This is a genomic window from Flavitalea plasmicola, from assembly GCF_030546645.1.
GTDB lineage: Bacteria > Bacteroidota > Bacteroidia > Chitinophagales > Chitinophagaceae > Puia.
Genome location: NZ_JAUOTO010000010.1, coordinates 1 through 19,566, shown reverse-complemented (window position 1 = coordinate 19,566; position 19,566 = coordinate 1). Strand labels below are relative to the sequence as shown.

The window sequence follows — 19,566 nt, the reverse complement described above, 5'->3', positions numbered from 1 at the left end:
ATTTATTAAACAGTTTTTTTCGACAATTCGGCAAAAATGGCGTCCAGGGAGCTCTTTTCCGCGAAGATCTCCGTGAGTCTCCAGCCCCTTGCGACGCTGGTCTCGACGACCCGCTCCTTCACATCCTGTCCATCCGAGAACTTCAGCCTGTACTTCGGGCCTCCCAGCTCCTCTACGCCCACCACGCCAGGGATGCTCCGCAGCTCCTCTGCGGGAGGCATGGAGATCATGGTAACGATGAGGGTACTCGGGACGATGTAATTATCGAACTCGTCCACCGTACCGGCGAATACCACCCGCCCCTGCTCGATCATGCGGATATAATCGCAGGTAGCCTGCACTTCGGATAATATGTGGGTGGACAGGATCACCGTCCGCTGCTCGGCGATCTCTTTCACGAGGGCGCGGATCTCTATGATCTGGTTGGGGTCGAGGCCATTGGTCGGCTCGTCCAGCACGACGAACTCAGGGTTATGGATGATGGCCTGTGCAATGCCAACCCGTTGCTGATAGCCACCGGACAGATTGCGGATCAGTCGTCTCCGGAAATGAGCGATGGCGCAGCGATCCATTACGCTGGCCACCGCCTTGTCCATTTCCCGGGACGGAATATGTCTCAGCCGGGCACAGTACTTCAGGTACTCTTCCACAGTCAGGTCGGTATGCAGGGGTGGCTTTTGGGGGAGAAAGCCGATACGGCGTTTGGCTTCCACAGGGTTGTCCCGCATATTGACGCCCCTTACATAGACGTTCCCTTCCGTTTGTTTTAAAACGCCACACATGATGTTCATGGTGGTGGATTTACCGGCCCCGTTGGAGCCCAGCAACCCATAGATCCCATTCTTTGTGATCTCGAATCCAATGTCCCGGATGGCCCACTGGGAGCTATACCGGTGTGACAGTTTTTCTACTTTTATGATTGGTTCTTCCATATGTCTGGTGACTATATACCTGTGTGACTATATACCTGCGTTACCGATGGCCTGGAGGTCTACGCCGAATGTTGTTTTGAAATAAGCGATCAAAATGTCATATTTCTTCCGGATCACACCCTGTGTATCCACATCGGGCGACAGTATATTCCCGGGAGACGTCAATACATCGTAGGAGTTGGATACGATGATCGTGGTATAGGCATCCCAGTCCCTGTCCGGGGTATTTCCGCCATTGTAGTCATATTCGATGAGCCCCTGCTCATAGTAGTTGGTCGGGTTGACCCCACCATAATCGGTTTGCGCCTTGAATGCAGCAATGGGTTTTATGGCGCCCTGTTTATGCGTAAAGAGGAGGAAGGCTGCATTCAGCTGTCCCTTCATCGCATATTTATCTTCCGGCGTGATATTCGCTATCCGGGGGCCGCCCCACCCGGCGAGTATATAATCGCCGCCGTCAAAGGCATCATGCATTTCCGGCCAGTTATCGGTGGGCTTGCCCGGCCCCGGATAAGCGACGAAATAAAAGCTGTCCACCAGGAACACTTTTTGAGGCAGGCCTTTTCTCAGCAGGGAGTCCGGATAATAGTGCAGCCAAAGCTCCTTCAGCAAATCCAGTTGCTGGCCGACATACGCCTCATCCGCCGGCACGTCGAAATACCCTCCCTTCGTAGTCTTGTCGGCAGCCGTATCATAGACCCCTGCCAGATCATAGGTGATATTATAATAAAGGTCGTGGGGCTTATATTTATAGAGGAATAGGGTACGATAGTCCTTGAAGAGCTGCAGGATCTCCGCATCATAAGGATGATTGCCTTGAGGCAAAGTGGGATCTCCATATATATCCTCCGGCTTTGCCGAAGGCGTCAGCTTTGCTTCTTTTTTGCATCCTGTCATCCACAAGGAAGTCAGGGCCAGTATATAGAATAGTCGCTTCATAAATACATGTTTAATATGTTAAGGATTGGGCTGCATGGCAGGGTTCTTCAACAGGACGGACCTGGGAATGGGCAGCACATAGCGTTTGTCGCCCTGGTGCAGCACATATTCCACCGGGCTTTGGCCGGCTGTCGTCTGGAAGGTGTGGTGGATCTCGGGCATGCCGTACCGCCGCAGGTCGAACCAGCGATGGTCTTCGAAGCTCAGCTCCCGCCGCCGCTCATCCCGGCAGAAATCAAGTAACGGCTGACCACTGTAATCCACATTCACATATGGCACGTTACGCGTGTCATAACGATTTGAGCGCAAATAATTCAGGTCCGCCAGGGCAGCCGTCCGCATGGACTCGTCCCCATTCTTCAGGTATTGTTGAATATAGCTTTCGGCCCGATTGAGATACAGTTCGGCCACCCGCATACCTTTGATGACGCCACTGCTGGCCTGGTCAAGCTTTTGTCCGTATATGGCCCTGTATATCGTCCAGTCATAATCCTCGAAATCCCAGTAATAAAAATACCGCATGCGCAGGTCGCCCCGGTTGGTGGTATTCTTCCTATCGAACTGGTATTTACTCTGCAGGTCCGACGAGATGACAAAGGGTACGGGGCCATAGGGTCTAAAACGGCTCAAAGGATCATACTCGTACTGGGATGCATAACCGAACCAGATAGCTTCCTTGCTATTGATGCTGTACACACCCGTTGCAGGGTTGGAAAAAGTGCCGGGATAAGGGATGCTGGCCAGGTTCACCAGTTTGGAATTATGCTCTAAAGCTTTGGTGGCATATTGCTGCGCCTTGTCCCATTTTTCCATGTACAGGTACATGCGGGATAGGAGCGTGTAAACGAACATATCCGTCGCCCTGAACTTGCTGTTATCCGCCCCATACTGTTCCAGCAGTGGCATGGCCTTCAGCAGGTCTTCCTCCACTTGCTGGTATATACGCGCCACCGACTCCCTTTTTGGGTAGTCGTCATGGACGGTGGAAGACAGCATCAGCTCCACGCCGGGGCTGGTGGAAATATCCACGCCTTTCGCGTTATAAGGCTGTCCGTATATATTCACCAGCATGAAATAAAAATAGGCCCGCATCGCCAACGCCTGCCCCCGTACATTCTCCCTGGCATCCGCCTCTCCCCTCACTTTGTCGATCAGGTCCAGGACGGCATTACATCCCAGGATCCTGCGGTAATAATGCTCGTACGTATCGATGGCGCTGTATTTTCCGGCCGCCGCCATGGTCTCATACATATCCGCCTGCCAGGTGAACGGACCTCCATAAAAATTGTACAGTCCCAAAGCACCGTCATCGGGATTGAAATTGCTGGTCATATCGTCCGTCATCAGGTCCAGGTAAGCCAGAAAGCTCGTGTTCGTCTGACCCGCCGGATAGACCTCTCCCATCAACAGCTCCTGCAGCTCGGTGACCGTGCTTGGCTTAACTTCGTCCTGGCTCTTCTCATCCAGGAAATGTTTGCTGCATCCGGATAGACCCAGGCAGAGCAGCAACCCTATCATGATCTTATATTGCTTGTTCATATAGATATATGTTGCGGGTTAAAAACTTACATTTAATATAGCTGAGTACACGCGTGGTATGGGCTGGTTGCCCGTGGCCACCTCGGGGTCCATGCCTTTGAAATCTTTGCTTACGATGATAAAAGGACTGCTGACAGCAGCCGTCAGGGACACATTTTTCAATGCATGACCCAGCAGCTTCTCCGACACATTGTAGGTCAATGAAATATTGTTACACCGCAGGAAGGCGGCGCTTACCACCCGTGCATCCGAATAGTTATACATGTCGTACACATACTCCGCCTCACCGGTGCCATTCGGTACACCGAGGATGTACGGCGGGTACCAATCGTTATTGGCCGGATAATAGATCAGCGAGGGGATGCTGGGGATATTCGTCTTTTTTTCATCTCCCGGTTGACGCCACCTCTTCACAAACTCCTTGGGCAGGTTGGAATATGCGCTGGGGAGCTGTCCAAAGGGCAGATTGAACATCTTATACAAGAACTTCTTACCGCCCACCTGCCACGTGAAGGAAGTTGATAAGGTCAGCCATTTGTAGCGGAACGAGCTGGATATCCCCGCCTGAAAATCCGGGTCCAGCTTTCCGGCATATTTCATATACGAAGTAGGATCTGTGTCCAGGTTCGGGTCCTCTGCCTTTGTAGGCATATGGAATATGGGGTATCCATTAGTGGGGTCCAGCCCTTGCAGCGGCCATACCCAGAAAGAGGATACGGCATATCCGTTCTTATACCATTTGCCATTCGCCGCCGTCTGCCAGGTATTGGTGTTCTGCACCTGTGTGTTCAGGGTGTTCGTATTCCGGGATGTGTTCAGGGACATGTTCCATACGAAGTCTTTACTCCTGACCAATGTACCACTGACGGTCAGCTCCAGGCCCTTGTTCAGCATCGTTCCTGCATTCACGGGCAGAGAGGGGGTGCCATAGGACACCGGAATATCCTTATAGATGATCATGTCCTCCGTCCGCTTGTGGTAGTATTCCACCGACATGATAAAACGATTTTTCGCAAACCCGAAGTCGAGTCCCAGGTTCAACGTTTTTGTTTTCTCCCACCGCAGGTCGGCATAGGGCAGGGACTTGATCGTCAGCTCATATTCCCCCGTGGTAGGGTTCACGACGCTGGATGGAAGCTTGGCGATCAGGTCAGGGCCGAAGTTCTCTGCGACATTCCCCTGCCAGCCATAAGAAGCGCGGAGATTCAGCTCGCTGACCCACTTCTGATCGGCCATCCAGGGTTCATTATGCACATTCCATCGTACGCCCGTGGCCCACACCGGCAGAAAACGATGCCGCTTGTCCTGCCCAAACCGGTTGGATGCATCCGAACGCAGGCTGCCCGTCCACACATAGCGCTCGTCATACGAATAGGTCATGCTCCCATAATACGACAGGAAATTAGACTGCCTGTCCAGGATCGTCGTCCCCATGCTGTTATAAATGGGATTGGCGGAGACACCGTTGTAAACGATCGTTCTCGGCGGCAGCGTGATATTCCGGCCCCTGTCGGGAAAATAGCCATAAGTCAGCGTGGAGATGCCGTTCTGCTTTGCACTGCGCGTCTCCTCTCCTACCAGCGCGCCGAACCGGTGGCGTCCCACCAGTTTGTTATACGCCAGGCTATTCCTCCACGTAATGGTAGTAGAACGGTTCTCCGTGGACTTGAACTCCCCGCCATGCGGTAGTTGAGCCCGCTGGTAGAGGTCATTTCCCACGCCGTACTTTCCGTATTCATATCCACGGAAATTTCTGGCGATGTAATAGCTGTATTCCGAAGCGTATGCCTCGCCAACTGCATTGGTGGAAGTGGCGCCGAACAAGCTCTCGAGCCTCAGCCCGGGCAGGATCACATAGCTCATGTTGACATTCCCGTTGAAGCTGCGCTGATCGTTGGTATTGCCAGTCTCGGCCAGTTCGTTCAGGATATTGAATTTCAGATCTTCACCATTGTAGGGTTTATCATAAAACACGGGCTTTCCCTGCGCATCGACGGCAGGAATGGCCCGGCTGGTCTCCTGGGCATACGTATAAGGGTCGATCGTATTAAACCCGTTTGTCTTTGTATAATTGGTGTTCAGCCTTACGCCTACGGTCAACTTATCGCTCAATTTCGCATCCAGGTTGAGTACGGCACCCAGGAGGCGGGAATCATTGCCCTTGGCCGTGCCGAACCGCTCACTGCCCGAAATGGAAGTATAGTAGGTCACCTTGTCCGTACCGCCGGAAAGGCTCAGGCTATGGTTATGGCTAAAGGGCGTACGGTATAATATCTTTATCCAGTCCGTGTTCATCACTTCCATCTGCTTTACCATACTGTTGAACTCGTCATAGCTGATCTGTTTGTTCAGGTATTGGTTCAAGGCATATTCATAACCCACAGCAGCCGTCTCGGGCGTGCCCAGCAACCTCTTCTCATAGATCTCCCGGGAGACATCGATCCTCTCCTTGGAGTTCATCAGGTTCAGCCGGTCGTAATTCAAGCGTTCCGTAATAGCCATCCCGCCGCTGTAATTAACGGACATACGCCCCTGCTTGCCCTTCTTGGTCTTGATCACGATGACGCCATTGGCAGCCTTTACGCCATACAATACCGTAGCAGCAGCGTCTTTCAGCACCGTGACGTCCTCGATGTCATTAGGATTGAGCCAGGCGATGCCATTTCCTATGTAATTGCGTATCATGTCAAAATTGCCTCCCAGGTCATTCAGGGCCTGCGCTTCAAAAGGAATGGGGTCCTCCTGTATGATGCCGTCCACCACCCACACGGGCTCCTGGTTGCTCAACAAGGTGGAAGTGCCCCGCACCCGTACTTTTTGCCGTGTGCCTATCTCTCCGTTTTGATTGGTGACCACTACGCCAGGCAGCTTGCCTTGCAGCATCTGTTCGAGGGTATTCGTACCATCATAAAAGAGGTCTTTTCGATTAACGGTATTCGCAGAACCCACCATTTCCGACCGCCGGATCGTCTGGTATCCTGTGATCACCGCTTCGCCCATCTCCACAGGCGCCGTCTGCATCCGGACATTCTGAGTCACGGCATTCGCCCCTTCCGCGTGCACGGTGAGCTGCTGCGGTTTCATACCCACATAGGTAATTTTCAGGATAGCCCGGCGGGGGACAGAAAGTGTGTATTTGCCCGCGGCATCGCTGATCGTGGATTTTCGGGACAATATTTCCGTTACGCTGGCCCCGGACAAGGGGCTTCCGCCGGGTGAGAGCACTACGCCACTGACAGTGATGATTGAATCAATGTTCTGCTTTGCGGGGTTGGCAATGATCTTCCGTTTGATGACCACGGTATTCTTCTCGATGGAATACTGCATGTCCGTGCCCGCCAGCAACAGGTCTAGCACTTCGGACAGTGGCTTCTTACTGACATTGATCGTAACATTGGGATACTTGTTCAAATCGTCGACACTGTAAAAAAAGTTCATGTCGGATTGTTTCCTCACCTCTTTCACCGCATCCGAAAGGCGGGCATTCTTTAGATCGAGGGACACGAGTTTCTCTGTGTCCTGGGCTTTCCCCGAAAGCATTAGAAGGACTCCCGCAGCGAGCAGCAGACTGCGAAGCGCCCCATGCACAAGATTGTTCATGAGATTGCGTTTAGTTTTGGTTAGTTTGTCCGTTGTTACGGCGTATTTATTGTTTCAAGGCCTTATCCACGAAAATTGTTTTCCCCCTGATGCTGAATTGCACACCACCGACTTTTCCTATGACGGCCAGCACATCCTCGATATGCTGCGATCTTCTGAGCCGCCCGCCAAATTGCCGGTCTTTCAGCTGCGCCGATGCAAACTCCACCTTAAAATCATACTGCCGGCCAATGACGGTCATCACGTCCTCCAATGTCGACTCTACGAAGATCATCTGGCCTTCTTTCCAGGCGGTGTAGGTCTCTACATCCACCTCTTTCCTGGTGAAGTCGCCTTTGTCATATACAGCCTGCTGATCCGGCCGCAGCATGGTGACGGCGGCGCCCGCATTCAGCCTCACAGAGCCATTGACCAGTGTCGTCGCGAGCGCTCTTGTATAGGTATTGACATTGAACTCCGTCCCCAGGACATGGATATCCATTCCACCGGCCACCACCACAAATGGCTGCCTGGCATCCGGCCTGACCTTGAAATAGGCTTCTCCGCTCTCGAGGTAAACTACCCGGTTAGCCACTCCCCCGAAGTGCGTGGGATACCGCAGCTGGGTTTCCGCGTTCAGCCATACTTCGGATCCGTCGGCCAGCTCGATCTTATATTCCCCGCCCCTGGGGATGATCAGCGTGTTGAAGCCCGCGGGTTTTTCGGCTCCTGAAGCTGCCGTGTACCTGAGCAAGGAGGTGTCGACATTGACGACCTCGGCCTGCCCCTGCTGGATCCTGGAATCGGGCTTTTTGTCGAGCTCGATGCTCCGGCCATCATCCAATACCAGCGTGGCCCGCTTGTGATTGGCGGGAGGCGTTATATAGGTGCCGGCTATCACCGGCTGAGGAGCTTTGCCTTTTGTCAGGAACAATACGGCTGCCGCACCCAGTACAAGGACACCGGCAAATACCGCGGCATACCGGAGCAAGCGTATGGGTACGCTCCTGACGGGCCACATCGTGCGCATGTCGGCTTTCGATCTCAACGCTGCCCACGCCTTATCTTCTGTAATACGGTCCAGGAAAGCCACGGCCCCTTCCGTCAATGCCTGCTGCTGCAAGCTCGCGATCAATTCCTGCTCATCGGACGTCAAGGCATGCCATTGCGACTGTGTCGGTTGCTGTCCCTTGTTGACGGCTTTGAGCACTTCTTCCCATAATAGTGGTTGTCTGTCCATGGTCTGTGTATGTATGTCGCAGGTATGTGCCTGCGGGGTGATCGGTTTTCGAAGTTTTTTTAAAAAAGTTTTTGGATTGGGGGGCTTGGGTCGACCTCAAGGCCCCTGAATGGCAAGGCGTCAACTTTACCCCTTCGAACTCGTCTCATTTGTCAAATCCCCACTAGCCCCCTCCGCGGGCATCCGATCAGCTATAGCCTGAAGGAGCCTTACATTCGGATTGCGCATTCAGCCACAACTGCCCATAGGACACCCGCTCAATGACGAACAAATGTCCAGTGGTACCGAATGTACAGCGACGGAAGGCTTAAAGCTGCCGTAACAGCAGCGCGAGAAATATAACCCCCAGCTTGTCATCCGCCACCTGCGCCCGGATAAAGGCATAAGCCTTTTTCATCTGGGTTTTCACCGTGTTGAGGGAGATGTCGTGCTTTTCGGCTATCTGGGCATAGCTGAGCCGGTCGATCACATGCAGGAGAAAGATCTTCTTTCTTTCCGTGGGAAGCAGTTCCACTATTTCCATTACCCTGGCGGTGATGGCTTCGCCCGAATTAAAGACCTCTTTTTCTTCGTGGGGATCCGCCGCATCCGTAACTGCATGCAGTTGTTCTCCGGAGGATGCCTGCTGCTTGCGTAACCAGCTGATGGAGAGATTTCTCACCGCCCGGGCGGCATATGCCTGGAACGAGAGGATCTCAGGAATATCCATACGACGCTGCCATAGATTGAGGAAGAAATCCTGGACGATGTCTTCGGCCGCATCCTCGTCCTTTATGATCCCGAAAGCCACCATACAAAGGAATCTGTAATGCCGCCTGAACATTATTTCATACTCCTTTATTGTAAGTACAGATGCCATTTTTTATTTGCTACAAAAGTCCGGTAATACAGTTGGATGTCCGCAGGAGTAAGGCAACGGTGAAATTAAGTTTTTTTTGACGGCTGCTCCACAGTTGATGCCAGCCCTCCCGGTTTTCTCCCAAAATAGGCCGTAAAATCCCATTCAGGGAAACATTCCCTTGTAGTAAAAAAACTAATGTCTTGAAAAGCAAGTTCGTAGCAATTGGCAATGAATTAGCTAAACATTCATAGGATTTATAATGTCCTATCTCGTCAATTCCTATATTCTTTAAAGATCCGTCGAAATCTCATGCCCCCCTGAGAACCAGATTTTATTTCATCATTGCTCTTACCCACAAAAATGAAACTTTATGAAAGCATTTTTACCCTCAGCGACGTTGTTAGTCGTTGCTTTTCTCATGTTGGCACATCCGGCAAAAGTCCATTCCCAGGCATGTAATGTATCTAAGCTCCGGATCAAGGTGAACAATATCATTTCGACCGGCTCCAGCTGCCAGGTCAACGCCACCATTAGTTGGATCCAGCAATCCAACAGCGCAAACAAGTTCACCAATTTTCATATCTGGACCGGAGCCAACTATCCCAGCCTGCTCATCAGCTATTCAAAGCCGCCTTCGCCCGCAGACCTGGCGAATTCCCTCGGTACTTTTGTGATCGACAACCCGGGCAGCAGCAATCCAACGCTCGACAGCGGCTATCCACCGGCTGCCGGCGTTCCCCTGATCGCTCAAACGGCATCGACGGTGGTATCCAAGACGCCCAACGTCCCTGCTGCCGGAATGGATAGCTTCAATGTAAGCAATGTCCTCATCACGCTGTCCAGTACGGTGAGCTGCTCCAGTCATTTCATTCTGAAGGCCGACGTTTGGTCCGGTCAATCCAGCAGCGACCAGACGGTGCAGTGTTTCACCACCAATGGCACATTCGCAACGGCCGACGTAAACATCGCCGGCCAGATCAGCTGCACTACTCCCCGCCAATTCAATACTACCATCAGCACTTCCAGTCCCGGGGTTGTCAGCTTCAACTACCAGGTATATGCGGATGAAGCCCACACGAGTAGCTATGACCCCTCGGATCCATTGATCTATTCGGGTTCCGGCACAGCCACCAATGGTGCGAACTTTACCTCGGGGCCGATCAGCTATTCGTCCTATTCCAGGGACAACCTGATCGTCGTGGTCCAGGTGGCGGGCAATCCCATATCCACCTTTGGGCTGATCACCAACACATGCCCCGTCACTTTACCGGTGAATTTCGTTTACTTCAAGGGGCAAAGGATGGAGGGCTCCGGCGTCATGCTCTCCTGGGGGACAGCCATGGAGCAAAACGACAAAGGGTTCGAGGTCCAGCGCAAGACGGGAACCGGAGATTTCCAGGATATCGCTTTTATTTCGTCGAAGGCGCCTGAAGGCAACAGCAGCCTGCCCCTTTCCTACGATTTCCTGGATGCCGGCTCCTATGAAGGTAATGGGGAATATCGCCTCGTCCAGATCGACATCGACGGACAAAAACATTACAGCCCGCTGGTAGTCGTCAAGGGGAAAGAAAGGTCATTGCTATTGTCCGTCTACCCTACACCCAGCCAGAACGGAGCCGTAACGTTGTCATTCGGGGACGCGGGACCTAAAGACATTCTTGTAAGCGATATCAGTGGAAGGATCGTGAAAAAAGTGCAAGAAGTCGCCACCACCCGTTATCTCTTGTCAGGATTACGGGGAGGCATTTATATCTTAAAAGTCATAGACAATTCAAACAATCAGACGGATATTAGCAAGATCATCGTAAGCAGGTGACGCGGTCCGCAGAGATCCACCTTTCTCTGGTCTGCAGTCCGGAAGCCGCCGCTTGTACAGTGGCGGCTTTCGCCCGGACTAAAGCCCCATACAATGGTTTCATTCAGGATATTCCTTCCCGATCTCATCCATAATTTTTTTTGACTTGTCAATCACCTCATTGTACCTCCCGGTAATTTCTTCCGTCGATGAAAGTAAGACACTCATATTCTTGACCACGTCGGATCCAAGCACATCCAACAGATTGGTCGATCCATCCGCATGCCGGCGGGTATTCTCATTCAAATACCGGAATAATAAGAGCTTATTTTCTCTGTAGACACTCGTAGATGCTATCAATACGGGTATATTTTCCTGGTAGAGGTCAAGAATGTCATTTTGAAGTCCCAGGTTCGAGATCTGGATGACCTTCCCGCTGGACTTGAAGCCCTCATATCTGCCGTTGTTGACGATGAATTCCGCCATGCTCCACAAACCCCGCTCATATTTATGAACAGAGTCCAACAGCGGCTTATCCGTGCCTTTTACGCCCGCGAGATAAGTAAACAAGGCATTGTACCTTTGATATGCTTTCAAATCTTCTTGCATCTCAGCGATATCGCTTTTCAGGTCCGTCCTTTATCCCAGCAGGAATTCCTTCACCTGATGCTGCTCATTCGATACTTCCCGCCGTCTTTCCAGGAAGGCTGCCAGCGAAACGGCAAAAACGATGATAAGTATCTCGACAGCGATCTCTCTAACTTTTTTCCAGGGGGTCATATCGGGATTTTTCCAAATTCTATAGGCCTTAAGACTATGGCCTGTGATTTCATGTTCCATTGGTCGTAAATATATATCAATATGCATTTACGGCAAAAAAAACGCATTACAGCGCTGCCAACGGTGGAGGAGAACCGGTGAACCAATGACCTTACGGGGTCACGGCACCGGCGCCTGTTTAAAAGAGCACCCCCAAACCAATCTGAATGACCTGGTTCCTGTACGCAGGGGTGGATGAGGTCCCATCCCCGTTGTTGCGCCTGAAATCCATCGTATAACGACCGTAAAGGAATACATTGTCGTTGAGATTGATGTCCAGACCGATCACTCCTCCGAAAATATTCTTTGTGATATTGTCATTTTCATTTTTAACTGTCTCTTCGTAGGAAGCCGTGCCGCTGGTGAACTTCGTATGCGTCGCCAGGAGATAAGAATATTGCGGGCCAACGACGAAGCCCAGCTCTTTTGATGGATTGATCCTCAGCAGCAGCGGGATGTCCAGGAAATTGAGATAGCGGCGGTAGTCATAGTCCCCTGTCAACGACGATCCCTTGCTTCTAAATCCTTTTTGGGAGAATAGTATTTCAGGCTGTAAGGAGATTGCTTTACATAGTGGCAATTGCAGCACCACCCCTCCATTGAATCCGTATAATGGCGTGGATGAAAAGTTGTTGTCGTTGGTCTTGATGATGGTGGCGATGCTCAGGCCTCCTTTCAAGCCGATGCGGGGACCTGGTTCATCGTGCTGGTGTCCGCTGTTTTCCTGCGAAAAGGCGGCAGAGGAAAGACAAAGCGCCAGCATGGCGGGTAAAATGTGTTTTGCAAACATGGGCGATCGGTTTTAGTATAGATCAACCGACCCCGGGATTTGTTACCCCTCTGAAAGAAAAGAAAAGGGACTTCGGTTTTACCCGAAGTCCCGTAGCATTATTTTACATTCTGGCCGACAATCTTTGCGAGATCAAACATGGATACCTGGCTCTTTCCGCCAAACAGTACCTTCAGTTTTGCATCTGCATTGATCATCCTTTTGTTGGTCTTGTCCTGGCAATTGTTCTTCTTGATGTATTCCCAGATCTTTTTGATGATCTCCGTACGGGGAAGCGGCTTGCTACCGACGACTTCCGACAATGCGGCGCTGGGTGTAACTGCAGCCATGAATGCAGCATTAGGCGACTTTTTCTTTTTCGGCGCCTTGCTGGCTGATTTTGCAGCAGCCTTCTTAGGGGCAGCTTTTTTTGCGGCTTTTTTAGGAGCAGCTTTCTTTGCGGCCTTCTTGGGAGCGGCCTTTTTTTTGATGGTTTTTGCCATGTTGTATACAATTAATGGGTTAATAATACCAACCAATATACAAATTTCGGCAGATATTTAAATCGTTGACATGGTGACAATTGGTCGACAATTGCCGCTAATGAATTGATTATCATTTAATTGCAATTTTACACAAAGGCCACTATATCAGCCTATTTTGGCATCAATAACCGAAAATCGGCCCTGATAGGCTCTGGAGTCATCGGAAAATCCCTCCTCATTTCCGGCATCATCGGGTATCTTTTTTTAGTCATTTATAAAGGAGAGATGATCACTCGCAGGTCGCGCCGCAGGTGAGATAACGGTGCCGGGTAGGTGGCGAATGTAATCCGGCCGCTGGTAAAGATGGTCCGCACGCCGTAGATCCTGGTCGGTGAAATGCAAGGTCGCCGGCGTATACACTACAACGGAATGGCACAAACGTTTGCGTAAGATTGCAAAGTCCGTTGGATTACTGAATCCTGTTCCTTAGGTTTACAAAACTAAAAAACACATCTCATGAAAAAAGTCATCACGCTCTTTGGGGCAGTCATCTGCCTGTCATTTACACAGCATCCGAAAGCTCCAGTTACTGCCGTGCCGCCCACTGCATCAGCGGCGAAACCTGCTGCCGTCAAGCAGGTGGATTTTCCGAGAGGCATCAACTGGAGTATCGCTTATTTCAAGGACCTGCCAATGGTAACACTTAACTGGCCGGCTTTCAGCCAGGGCGGGCTCGGCACGGTGCCATTCACTTTTCAGGGGGTGACCCAATGGGTGGATCCAACCACCACGACGTGGACTTACTGGGTTACTTCATTGACCGCCAACACGAGCTATACGATGATCATCGGTGGCGTAAATTATTACTTCTACTGGAACGGAAGCTCGGGCCAGTGCATCATCACCGGTCACAACTAAGACTTGTAGTTAAAGGGCCGCTCCTTCCGGAAGCGGCCCTTATATTACCGGAGATGTCATTTCCAGAAGCATGGAATAACTCCTTTGGGCCTGTCATCGCCGCGGATGATGATCGACAGTTCAAGTGTTCTTGGTTTTTGCGAAGCAGAAGCGAGCTTTGAAACGGTCACATCATATGTGAAGCCGAATTGAAATTTTTTATAGACCAGCCCGACGTAAGGTATTACGGCATTATTGGACCAATACCAGAGGCCTCCGTTCAATATGAGATCGTCATCTCCCTCGTTTGACAGGAAATACCCAAGCCCCCCTCCTACTGAAAAATAACTTGCATTGGCCTGTGTCTGATAGATAGCGTTGGTATTTAACACCACTTTCTCGTTCAGGTAGTTCTCGAAGTTTGCGTGCACTACATAGCGGGGCGGCAAAAATTGGCGGGGATCACTTACCACTGTTTGTTTGGGTCTGTTAAGATGAAATGCCGACACCCCGAAGTCGAAATCCGAATATTGGCTCACATAACTATAGAGCACGCCGACGCTGGAGGAAATATAAGATTTCATATTGGATAAGGCTGATTCGCCCGTAGGAAGGTTGGTGTTGAATCCGTAGCCGTTGAATTGCTCCGAGAAATTAAGCCGGTTGAAATCTATTTGTTTATGTCCGTAGATCAATCCCATGCCGACACCTAATCGATGCTCTCCTTCGTCTTCGGCTATTTTTATATTATAAGACAGATCGAGCGAGGCGTAATTGCTTTTCAGAACGCCGGCCATGGCCTGGTCATACATCAGCATGGCGCCAATGCCAAAGACAGAGCTTTCGGGTATCTTGTTCCTGAGGATCTTACTGTCGAAAGAAATGGTGCCGGTGGCATAGGGGCTGGCCGGGCTGATCCACTCGTCGCGGATATTGGAGACCATCCGCCATTTGCTATTGATCCTTGCTGTCAGCGCCGGGTTTATATTCAGCGGCGAAGCGAAAAATTGCGAAAAGCTGGGATCCTGACCGTAAGCGCAGGCTGCCGTAAGGCCGGTCAGCAGCAATAGTTTCAGTTGTTTAAAACAGGTCATGATATTATATATTTATCGTAACAAGATTGAATTACCGCTCTTTTTGTTAACACTTTGCCTGGGAGCGTAGTAATCCCTTCCATTGGCATGGCATGTAGAGATCAGGGAAACATTGATTTTACATGGGAGATTGGGGTGAAATCGTCAGGGTCACCGGACAAGTAATGCCAATATAAATCCATATTTATACAATACTGATTATCAGTATTATACGAAATACAGAAGCCCTAAATTGTCCCTAATTGGGAAATTAACCCAATCGCGGGACTTGAAGTTGCGCCCTTACAATAGGAAGATGGATTAATTTGAAGGCATCATTTCCAGAAGCATGGAATAACTCCTTTGGGTCTGTCGTCTCCCCGGATGATGATTGATATTTCCAATGTTCTTGGCTTTTGCGCCGCCGAAGCCAGCTTTGAAACCGTCACATCGTATGTAAAGCCGAATTGAAATTTTTTATAGACCAGCCCGATATAAGGTATTACGGCATTATTGGACCAATACCAGAGGCCTCCGTTCAATATGAGATCGTCATCTCCCTCGTTTGACAGGAAATACCCAAGCCCCCCTCCTACTGAAAAATAACTTGCATTGGCTTGTGTTTGATAGATAGCGTTGGTATTTAGCACCACTTTCTCGTTCAGGTAGTTCTCGAAGTTTGCGTGCACCACATAGCGGGGCGGCAAAAATTGGCGGGGATCACTTACCACTGTTTGTTTGGGTCTGTTAAGATGAAATGCCGACACCCCGAAGTCGAAATCCGAATATTGGCTCACGTAACTATAGAGCACGCCGACACTGGAAGAAATATAAGATTTCATATTGGATAAGGCTGATTCGCCCGAAGGAAGGTTGGTGTTGAATCCGTGGCCGTTGAATTGCTCCGAGAAATTAAGCCGGTTGAAATCTATTTGTTTATGTCCGTAGATCAATCCCATGCCGACACCTAATCGATGCTCTCCTTCGTCTTCGGCTATTTTTATATTATAAGACAAATCAAGCGAGGCGTAATTGCTTTTCAAAACGCCGGCCATGGCCTGGTCATACATCAGCATGGCGCCGATGCCAAAGACTGAGCTTTCCGGTATCTTGTTCCTGAGGATCTTACTGTCGAAAGAAATGGTGCCGGTGGTATAAGGACTGGCCGGACTGATCCACTCGTCGCGGATGTTGGAGACCATACGCCACTTGCTATTGATCCTTGCTGTCAGCGCCGGGTTTACATTCAGCGGTGAAGCGAAGAATTGCGAAAAGCTGGGATCCTGTCCGTATGTACTGGCTGTCGTAAGGGCGAGCAGCAGCAGCAGCTTCAGGTGTTTAAGGCAGGTCATGAAAATATATATTTATCGTAACAAGATTGAATTACCACTCTTCTTTATTACACTTCCGTCATCTCCGATGGCTTCCACGGTCCAGGTGTAGACATCCATCACCTGCTTTTGGCCTTTGTACATTCCATCCCATCCATTGTGCAGGATATTTGTTTCGAACATCAGCTGACCCCATCTGTCGAAGATCCGGAAGTATTTAAGTTGTCTGATATGGTACGTGATCGGATATAGCCTGTCGTTTACGCCGTCCTTGTTTGGCGTCCACGCTTTGGGAACCCACAGGTCGGGCGTCAGGGAGGTATCATTCGGATTGATGATCCGCACCAATATCGTATCCACGGTGACGCAGCCGGAGTCGGAAATGAGTGTGATCTTGTATTGGACACTTGTTCCGAACGTGAACATGGGATCCTGGATATTGGGCAGGTCCAGTCCGATGGCCGGGCTCCAGCTATAGGAATAGTTGCTGCCGGGCGACCGTGCTGACAATGGCGTCGGAACAAAGGCGAAGGCGTCCACCGTGGGATAGCGGATACCCGGGATCGAGGGTTTTACGTCGACCGTAGCGGTGCTGCCAATGCTATTGTTCGAACAGGCGGCATCAGAAACGGATTGGATGGTATAGATGGTGGTAGCTACCGGGGCAACTATCAGATCGTAGTTTGGCGTCAGTATGTTAGCGATGGTATAGGTATTGGAGCCGTCGCTATAGGTCAGGGTCCATGGCGCCTGGCCTGTGAAGGTGACCGGCAACGAAGTGTTTACGCCCGGGCAGATGCTTTGGTTGCCATTGAAGGCTGCAGTAGGCAGCTGGTTGAAGGTGGCTTTAACCGGCCTGATGGTGAAACATCCACCTACGGCGCTAGCTTTAATATAATAGGTGCCTCCTGTTGTTATGGCGGCCGGATTGCCAAGTGCGATCGTGCAGGCCGGGTCTTGCCAGTAAGTATAGGTCATGCCCGGGTCGCTGCCAGCGGTGATGGAAGGCGCCGTCAGGTCGATGCTGGAGGGCATGCAGGCTGTGGCCGGGTTGTTTATTACCAGGGACGGCGTGCTGGTGATGGCAACATTTACAGGCTTCATGAGGAAGCATCCACCGGCATTGGCGGCTTTGATATAGTAGGTGCCGCTGGTCTTTATGGCTGCGGGATTGCCCACCGCGATCGTGCAGGCCGCGTCTTGCCAATATGTATAGGTCAGGCCGGCGCTGCTGCCTGCGGTGATCGCTGCAGCGGTGAGGTCAATAGCAGCCGGCGAACACGTTGTAGGCGGATCTGTCACTACGAGGTTGGGCGCCGGGAATATCTTCAGGTTGGTTGTTATGACGCTGTCGCAGCCTGATATGGTTTTTAAGACAGAAGTATAGGTGCCGCTGGTGGAAACAATTATTCCGCTGGGTAAGGTATACGATGGCTGGCAGGTGGAAATATTCTCGGTCGTTCTTGCACCGGTGTTAACGGTGAGGTTAAGTGCGGCGACGGAGTCACAGCCGGCTGCGCTCGTGAGGTTAGCCGTGTAGGTACCAGTGGCATTCAGTGATTGACCATTCCAGGTGTACGGCAGCTGGTTGGCGCAGATCGTGGTGTTGGTGGTGCTGGTCAGTGTTGCTTTTACTGTCAGGTTCAGGGTAGCAATAGAGTCACAACCGGCTGCGCTCGTCAGGTTGGCCGTGTAGGTGCCAGCGGCGTTCAGTGATTGACCATTCCAGGTGTAGGGCAGCTGGTTGGTGCAGATCGTGGTGTTGGTGGTGCTGGTCAGTGTTGCTTTTACTGTCAGGTTCAGGGTAGCGATAGAGTCACAACCGGCTGCGCTGATCAGGTTGGCCGTGTAGGTGCCAGCGGCGTTCAGTGATTGACCATTCCAGGTGTAAGGCAGCTGGTTGGTGCAGATCGTGGTATTGGTGGTGCTGGTCAGTGTTGCTTTTACTGTCAGGTTCAGGGTAGCAATAGAGTCACAACCGGCTGCGCTCGTCAGGTTGGCCGTGTAAGTACCAGCCGCATTGATAACCTGGCCATTCCAGGTGTAGGGCAGTTGGTTGGTGCAGATCGTGGTGTTGGTGGTGCTGGTCAGTGTTGCTTTTACTGTCAGGTTCAGGGTAGCAATAGAGTCACAACCGGCTGCGCTCGTCAGGTTGGCCGTGTAAGTACCAGCCGCATTGATAACCTGGCCATTCCAGGTGTAGGGCAGTTGGTTGGTGCAGATCGTGGTGTTGGTGGTGCTGGTCAGTGTTGCTTTTACTGTCAGGTTCAGGGTAGCAATAGAGTCACAACCGGCTGCGCTCGTCAGGTTGGCGGTGTAGGTGCCAGCGGTGTTCAATGATTGACCATTCCAGGTATAGGGCAGTTGGTTGGTGCAGATCGTGGTGTTGGTGGTGCTGGTCAGTGTTGCTTTTACTGTCAGGTTCAGGGTGGCGATAGAATCACAACCGGCTGCGCTCGTCAGGTTGGCGGTATAGGTGCCAGCGGTGTTCAATGATTGACCATTCCAGGTGTAGGGCAGCTGGTTGGTGCAGATCGTGATATTCGTCGTGCTGGTTTTGGTTGCTGTTACCGTCAGGTTGAGAGTAGCGACGGAGTCACAACCGCCTGCGCTCGTCAGGTTGGCGGTGTAAGTTCCAGCCGCATTGATGACCTGGCCGTTCCAGGTGTACGGCAGTTGGTTGGTGCAGATCGTGGTATTCGTCGTGCTCGTCAGTGTTGCTGTCACTGTCAGGTTAAGAGTGGCGATCGAATCACAACCGCCTGCGCTCGTCAGGTTGGCGGTGTAAGTTCCTCCCGCATTGATGACCTGGCCGTTCCAGGTGTAGGGCAGCTGGTTGGTGCAGATCGTGGTGTTGGTGGTGCTGGTTTTTGTTGTTGTTACGGTTAGGATCAGAGTGGCGACGGAGTCACAACCGGCTGCGCTCGTCAAGTTCGCAGTGTAGGTACCAGCGGCGTTCAGTATCTGGCCGTTCCAGCTGTAGGGCAGTTGGTTGGTGCAGATCGTGGTGTTCGTCGTGCTCGTCAGTGTTGCTGTCACCGTCAGGTTGAGAGTGGCGACGGAGTCACAACCGGCTGCACTCGTCAGGTTGGCGGCATAGGTACCGGCAGCATTGATGACCTGGCCATTCCAAGTGTAGGGCAGTTGGTTGGTGCAGATGGCCGTATTGGTCGTGCTGGTTTTTGTTGTTGTTACGGCTAGTATCAGAGTAGCGACGGAGTCACAACCGCCTGCGCTCGTCAGGTTCGCTGTGTAGGTACCAGCGGCGTTCAGTATCTGGCCGTTCCAGCTGTAGGGCAGTTGGTTGGTGCAGATCGTGGTGTTCGT

Annotated in this window: 16 protein-coding genes; 3 read left to right on the top strand and 13 right to left on the bottom strand. The window is 51.4% G+C overall.

Features of this window, described 5'->3' with window-relative positions; genetic code table 11:
• Positions 1-5: 5 nt before the first annotated feature.
• From Q4E93_RS31210 to Q4E93_RS31185, 6 genes are all read right to left on the bottom strand, one after another.
• Entirely contained in the window at positions 6-932 is a 927-nt protein-coding gene (locus Q4E93_RS31210) for an ABC transporter ATP-binding protein (protein ID WP_303591869.1), read from the bottom strand.
• A 27-nt stretch (positions 933-959) separates the two neighbouring features.
• Entirely contained in the window at positions 960-1,871 is a 912-nt protein-coding gene (locus tag Q4E93_RS31205; protein WP_303591868.1) for a hypothetical protein, read from the bottom strand.
• 18 nt (positions 1,872-1,889) lie between these two features.
• The gene (locus Q4E93_RS31200; RefSeq protein ID WP_303591867.1) at positions 1,890-3,410 is read right to left on the bottom strand and encodes a RagB/SusD family nutrient uptake outer membrane protein; all 1,521 of its coding nucleotides are present in this window, start codon (positions 3,408-3,410) and stop codon (positions 1,890-1,892) included.
• 18 nt (positions 3,411-3,428) lie between these two features.
• Positions 3,429-7,010, bottom strand: coding sequence for a SusC/RagA family TonB-linked outer membrane protein (locus tag Q4E93_RS31195; RefSeq protein ID WP_303591866.1), 3,582 nt, complete (start codon positions 7,008-7,010; stop codon positions 3,429-3,431).
• A gap of 46 nt (positions 7,011-7,056) precedes the next feature.
• Complete coding sequence (locus Q4E93_RS31190; RefSeq protein WP_303591865.1) at positions 7,057-8,229, bottom strand: FecR family protein; 1,173 nt, start codon at positions 8,227-8,229, stop codon at positions 7,057-7,059.
• A gap of 307 nt (positions 8,230-8,536) precedes the next feature.
• On the bottom strand, positions 8,537-9,088 hold the full coding sequence (locus tag Q4E93_RS31185) for a sigma-70 family RNA polymerase sigma factor (RefSeq protein ID WP_303591864.1): 552 nt from the start codon (positions 9,086-9,088) through the stop codon (positions 8,537-8,539).
• 352 nt (positions 9,089-9,440) lie between these two features.
• Here Q4E93_RS31185 and Q4E93_RS31180 point away from each other — a divergent pair, with 352 nt between their 5' ends.
• A complete protein-coding gene (locus tag Q4E93_RS31180) occupies positions 9,441-10,886 on the top strand; it encodes a T9SS type A sorting domain-containing protein (RefSeq protein ID WP_303591863.1) in 1,446 nt (481 codons plus the stop codon).
• Positions 10,887-10,985: 99 nt separating this feature from the next.
• On the opposite strand, the gene Q4E93_RS31175 is transcribed toward Q4E93_RS31180, so the two are convergent.
• The 4 genes from Q4E93_RS31175 to Q4E93_RS31160 all read right to left on the bottom strand — a co-directional run bounded on the left by Q4E93_RS31175 (position 10,986) and on the right by Q4E93_RS31160 (position 12,803).
• Positions 10,986-11,474, bottom strand: a complete 489-nt coding sequence (locus tag Q4E93_RS31175; protein ID WP_303591862.1) for a hypothetical protein — start codon at positions 11,472-11,474, stop codon at positions 10,986-10,988.
• A 30-nt stretch (positions 11,475-11,504) separates the two neighbouring features.
• A complete protein-coding gene (locus Q4E93_RS31170; protein ID WP_303591861.1) occupies positions 11,505-11,645 on the bottom strand; it encodes a hypothetical protein in 141 nt (46 codons plus the stop codon).
• Positions 11,646-11,823: 178 nt separating this feature from the next.
• Entirely contained in the window at positions 11,824-12,474 is a 651-nt protein-coding gene (locus Q4E93_RS31165) for a porin family protein (protein ID WP_303591860.1), read from the bottom strand.
• A 98-nt stretch (positions 12,475-12,572) separates the two neighbouring features.
• Complete coding sequence (locus Q4E93_RS31160) at positions 12,573-12,803, bottom strand: SWIB/MDM2 domain-containing protein (protein WP_303591859.1); 231 nt, start codon at positions 12,801-12,803, stop codon at positions 12,573-12,575.
• Here Q4E93_RS31160 and Q4E93_RS31155 point away from each other — a divergent pair.
• Together Q4E93_RS31155 and Q4E93_RS31150 are read left to right on the top strand one after the other, a co-directional pair.
• On the top strand, positions 12,802-13,017 hold the full coding sequence (locus Q4E93_RS31155; protein ID WP_303591858.1) for a hypothetical protein: 216 nt from the start codon (positions 12,802-12,804) through the stop codon (positions 13,015-13,017). The two genes, Q4E93_RS31160 and Q4E93_RS31155, sit on opposite strands and share 2 nt — an antisense overlap.
• A 437-nt stretch (positions 13,018-13,454) precedes the next feature.
• Positions 13,455-13,856, top strand: coding sequence for a hypothetical protein (locus tag Q4E93_RS31150; protein WP_303591857.1), 402 nt, complete (start codon positions 13,455-13,457; stop codon positions 13,854-13,856).
• Positions 13,857-13,912: 56 nt separating this feature from the next.
• On the opposite strand, the gene Q4E93_RS31145 is transcribed toward Q4E93_RS31150, so the two are convergent.
• The 3 genes from Q4E93_RS31145 to Q4E93_RS31135 form a co-directional block, all read right to left on the bottom strand.
• On the bottom strand, positions 13,913-14,929 hold the full coding sequence (locus Q4E93_RS31145) for a PorP/SprF family type IX secretion system membrane protein (protein ID WP_303591856.1): 1,017 nt from the start codon (positions 14,927-14,929) through the stop codon (positions 13,913-13,915).
• A gap of 314 nt (positions 14,930-15,243) precedes the next feature.
• On the bottom strand, positions 15,244-16,260 hold the full coding sequence (locus Q4E93_RS31140) for a PorP/SprF family type IX secretion system membrane protein (protein ID WP_303591855.1): 1,017 nt from the start codon (positions 16,258-16,260) through the stop codon (positions 15,244-15,246).
• Positions 16,261-16,272: 12 nt separating this feature from the next.
• Positions 16,273-19,566 (bottom strand): T9SS type B sorting domain-containing protein (locus Q4E93_RS31135; protein WP_303591854.1); only part of this gene is annotated, 3,294 nt, incomplete at its 5' end.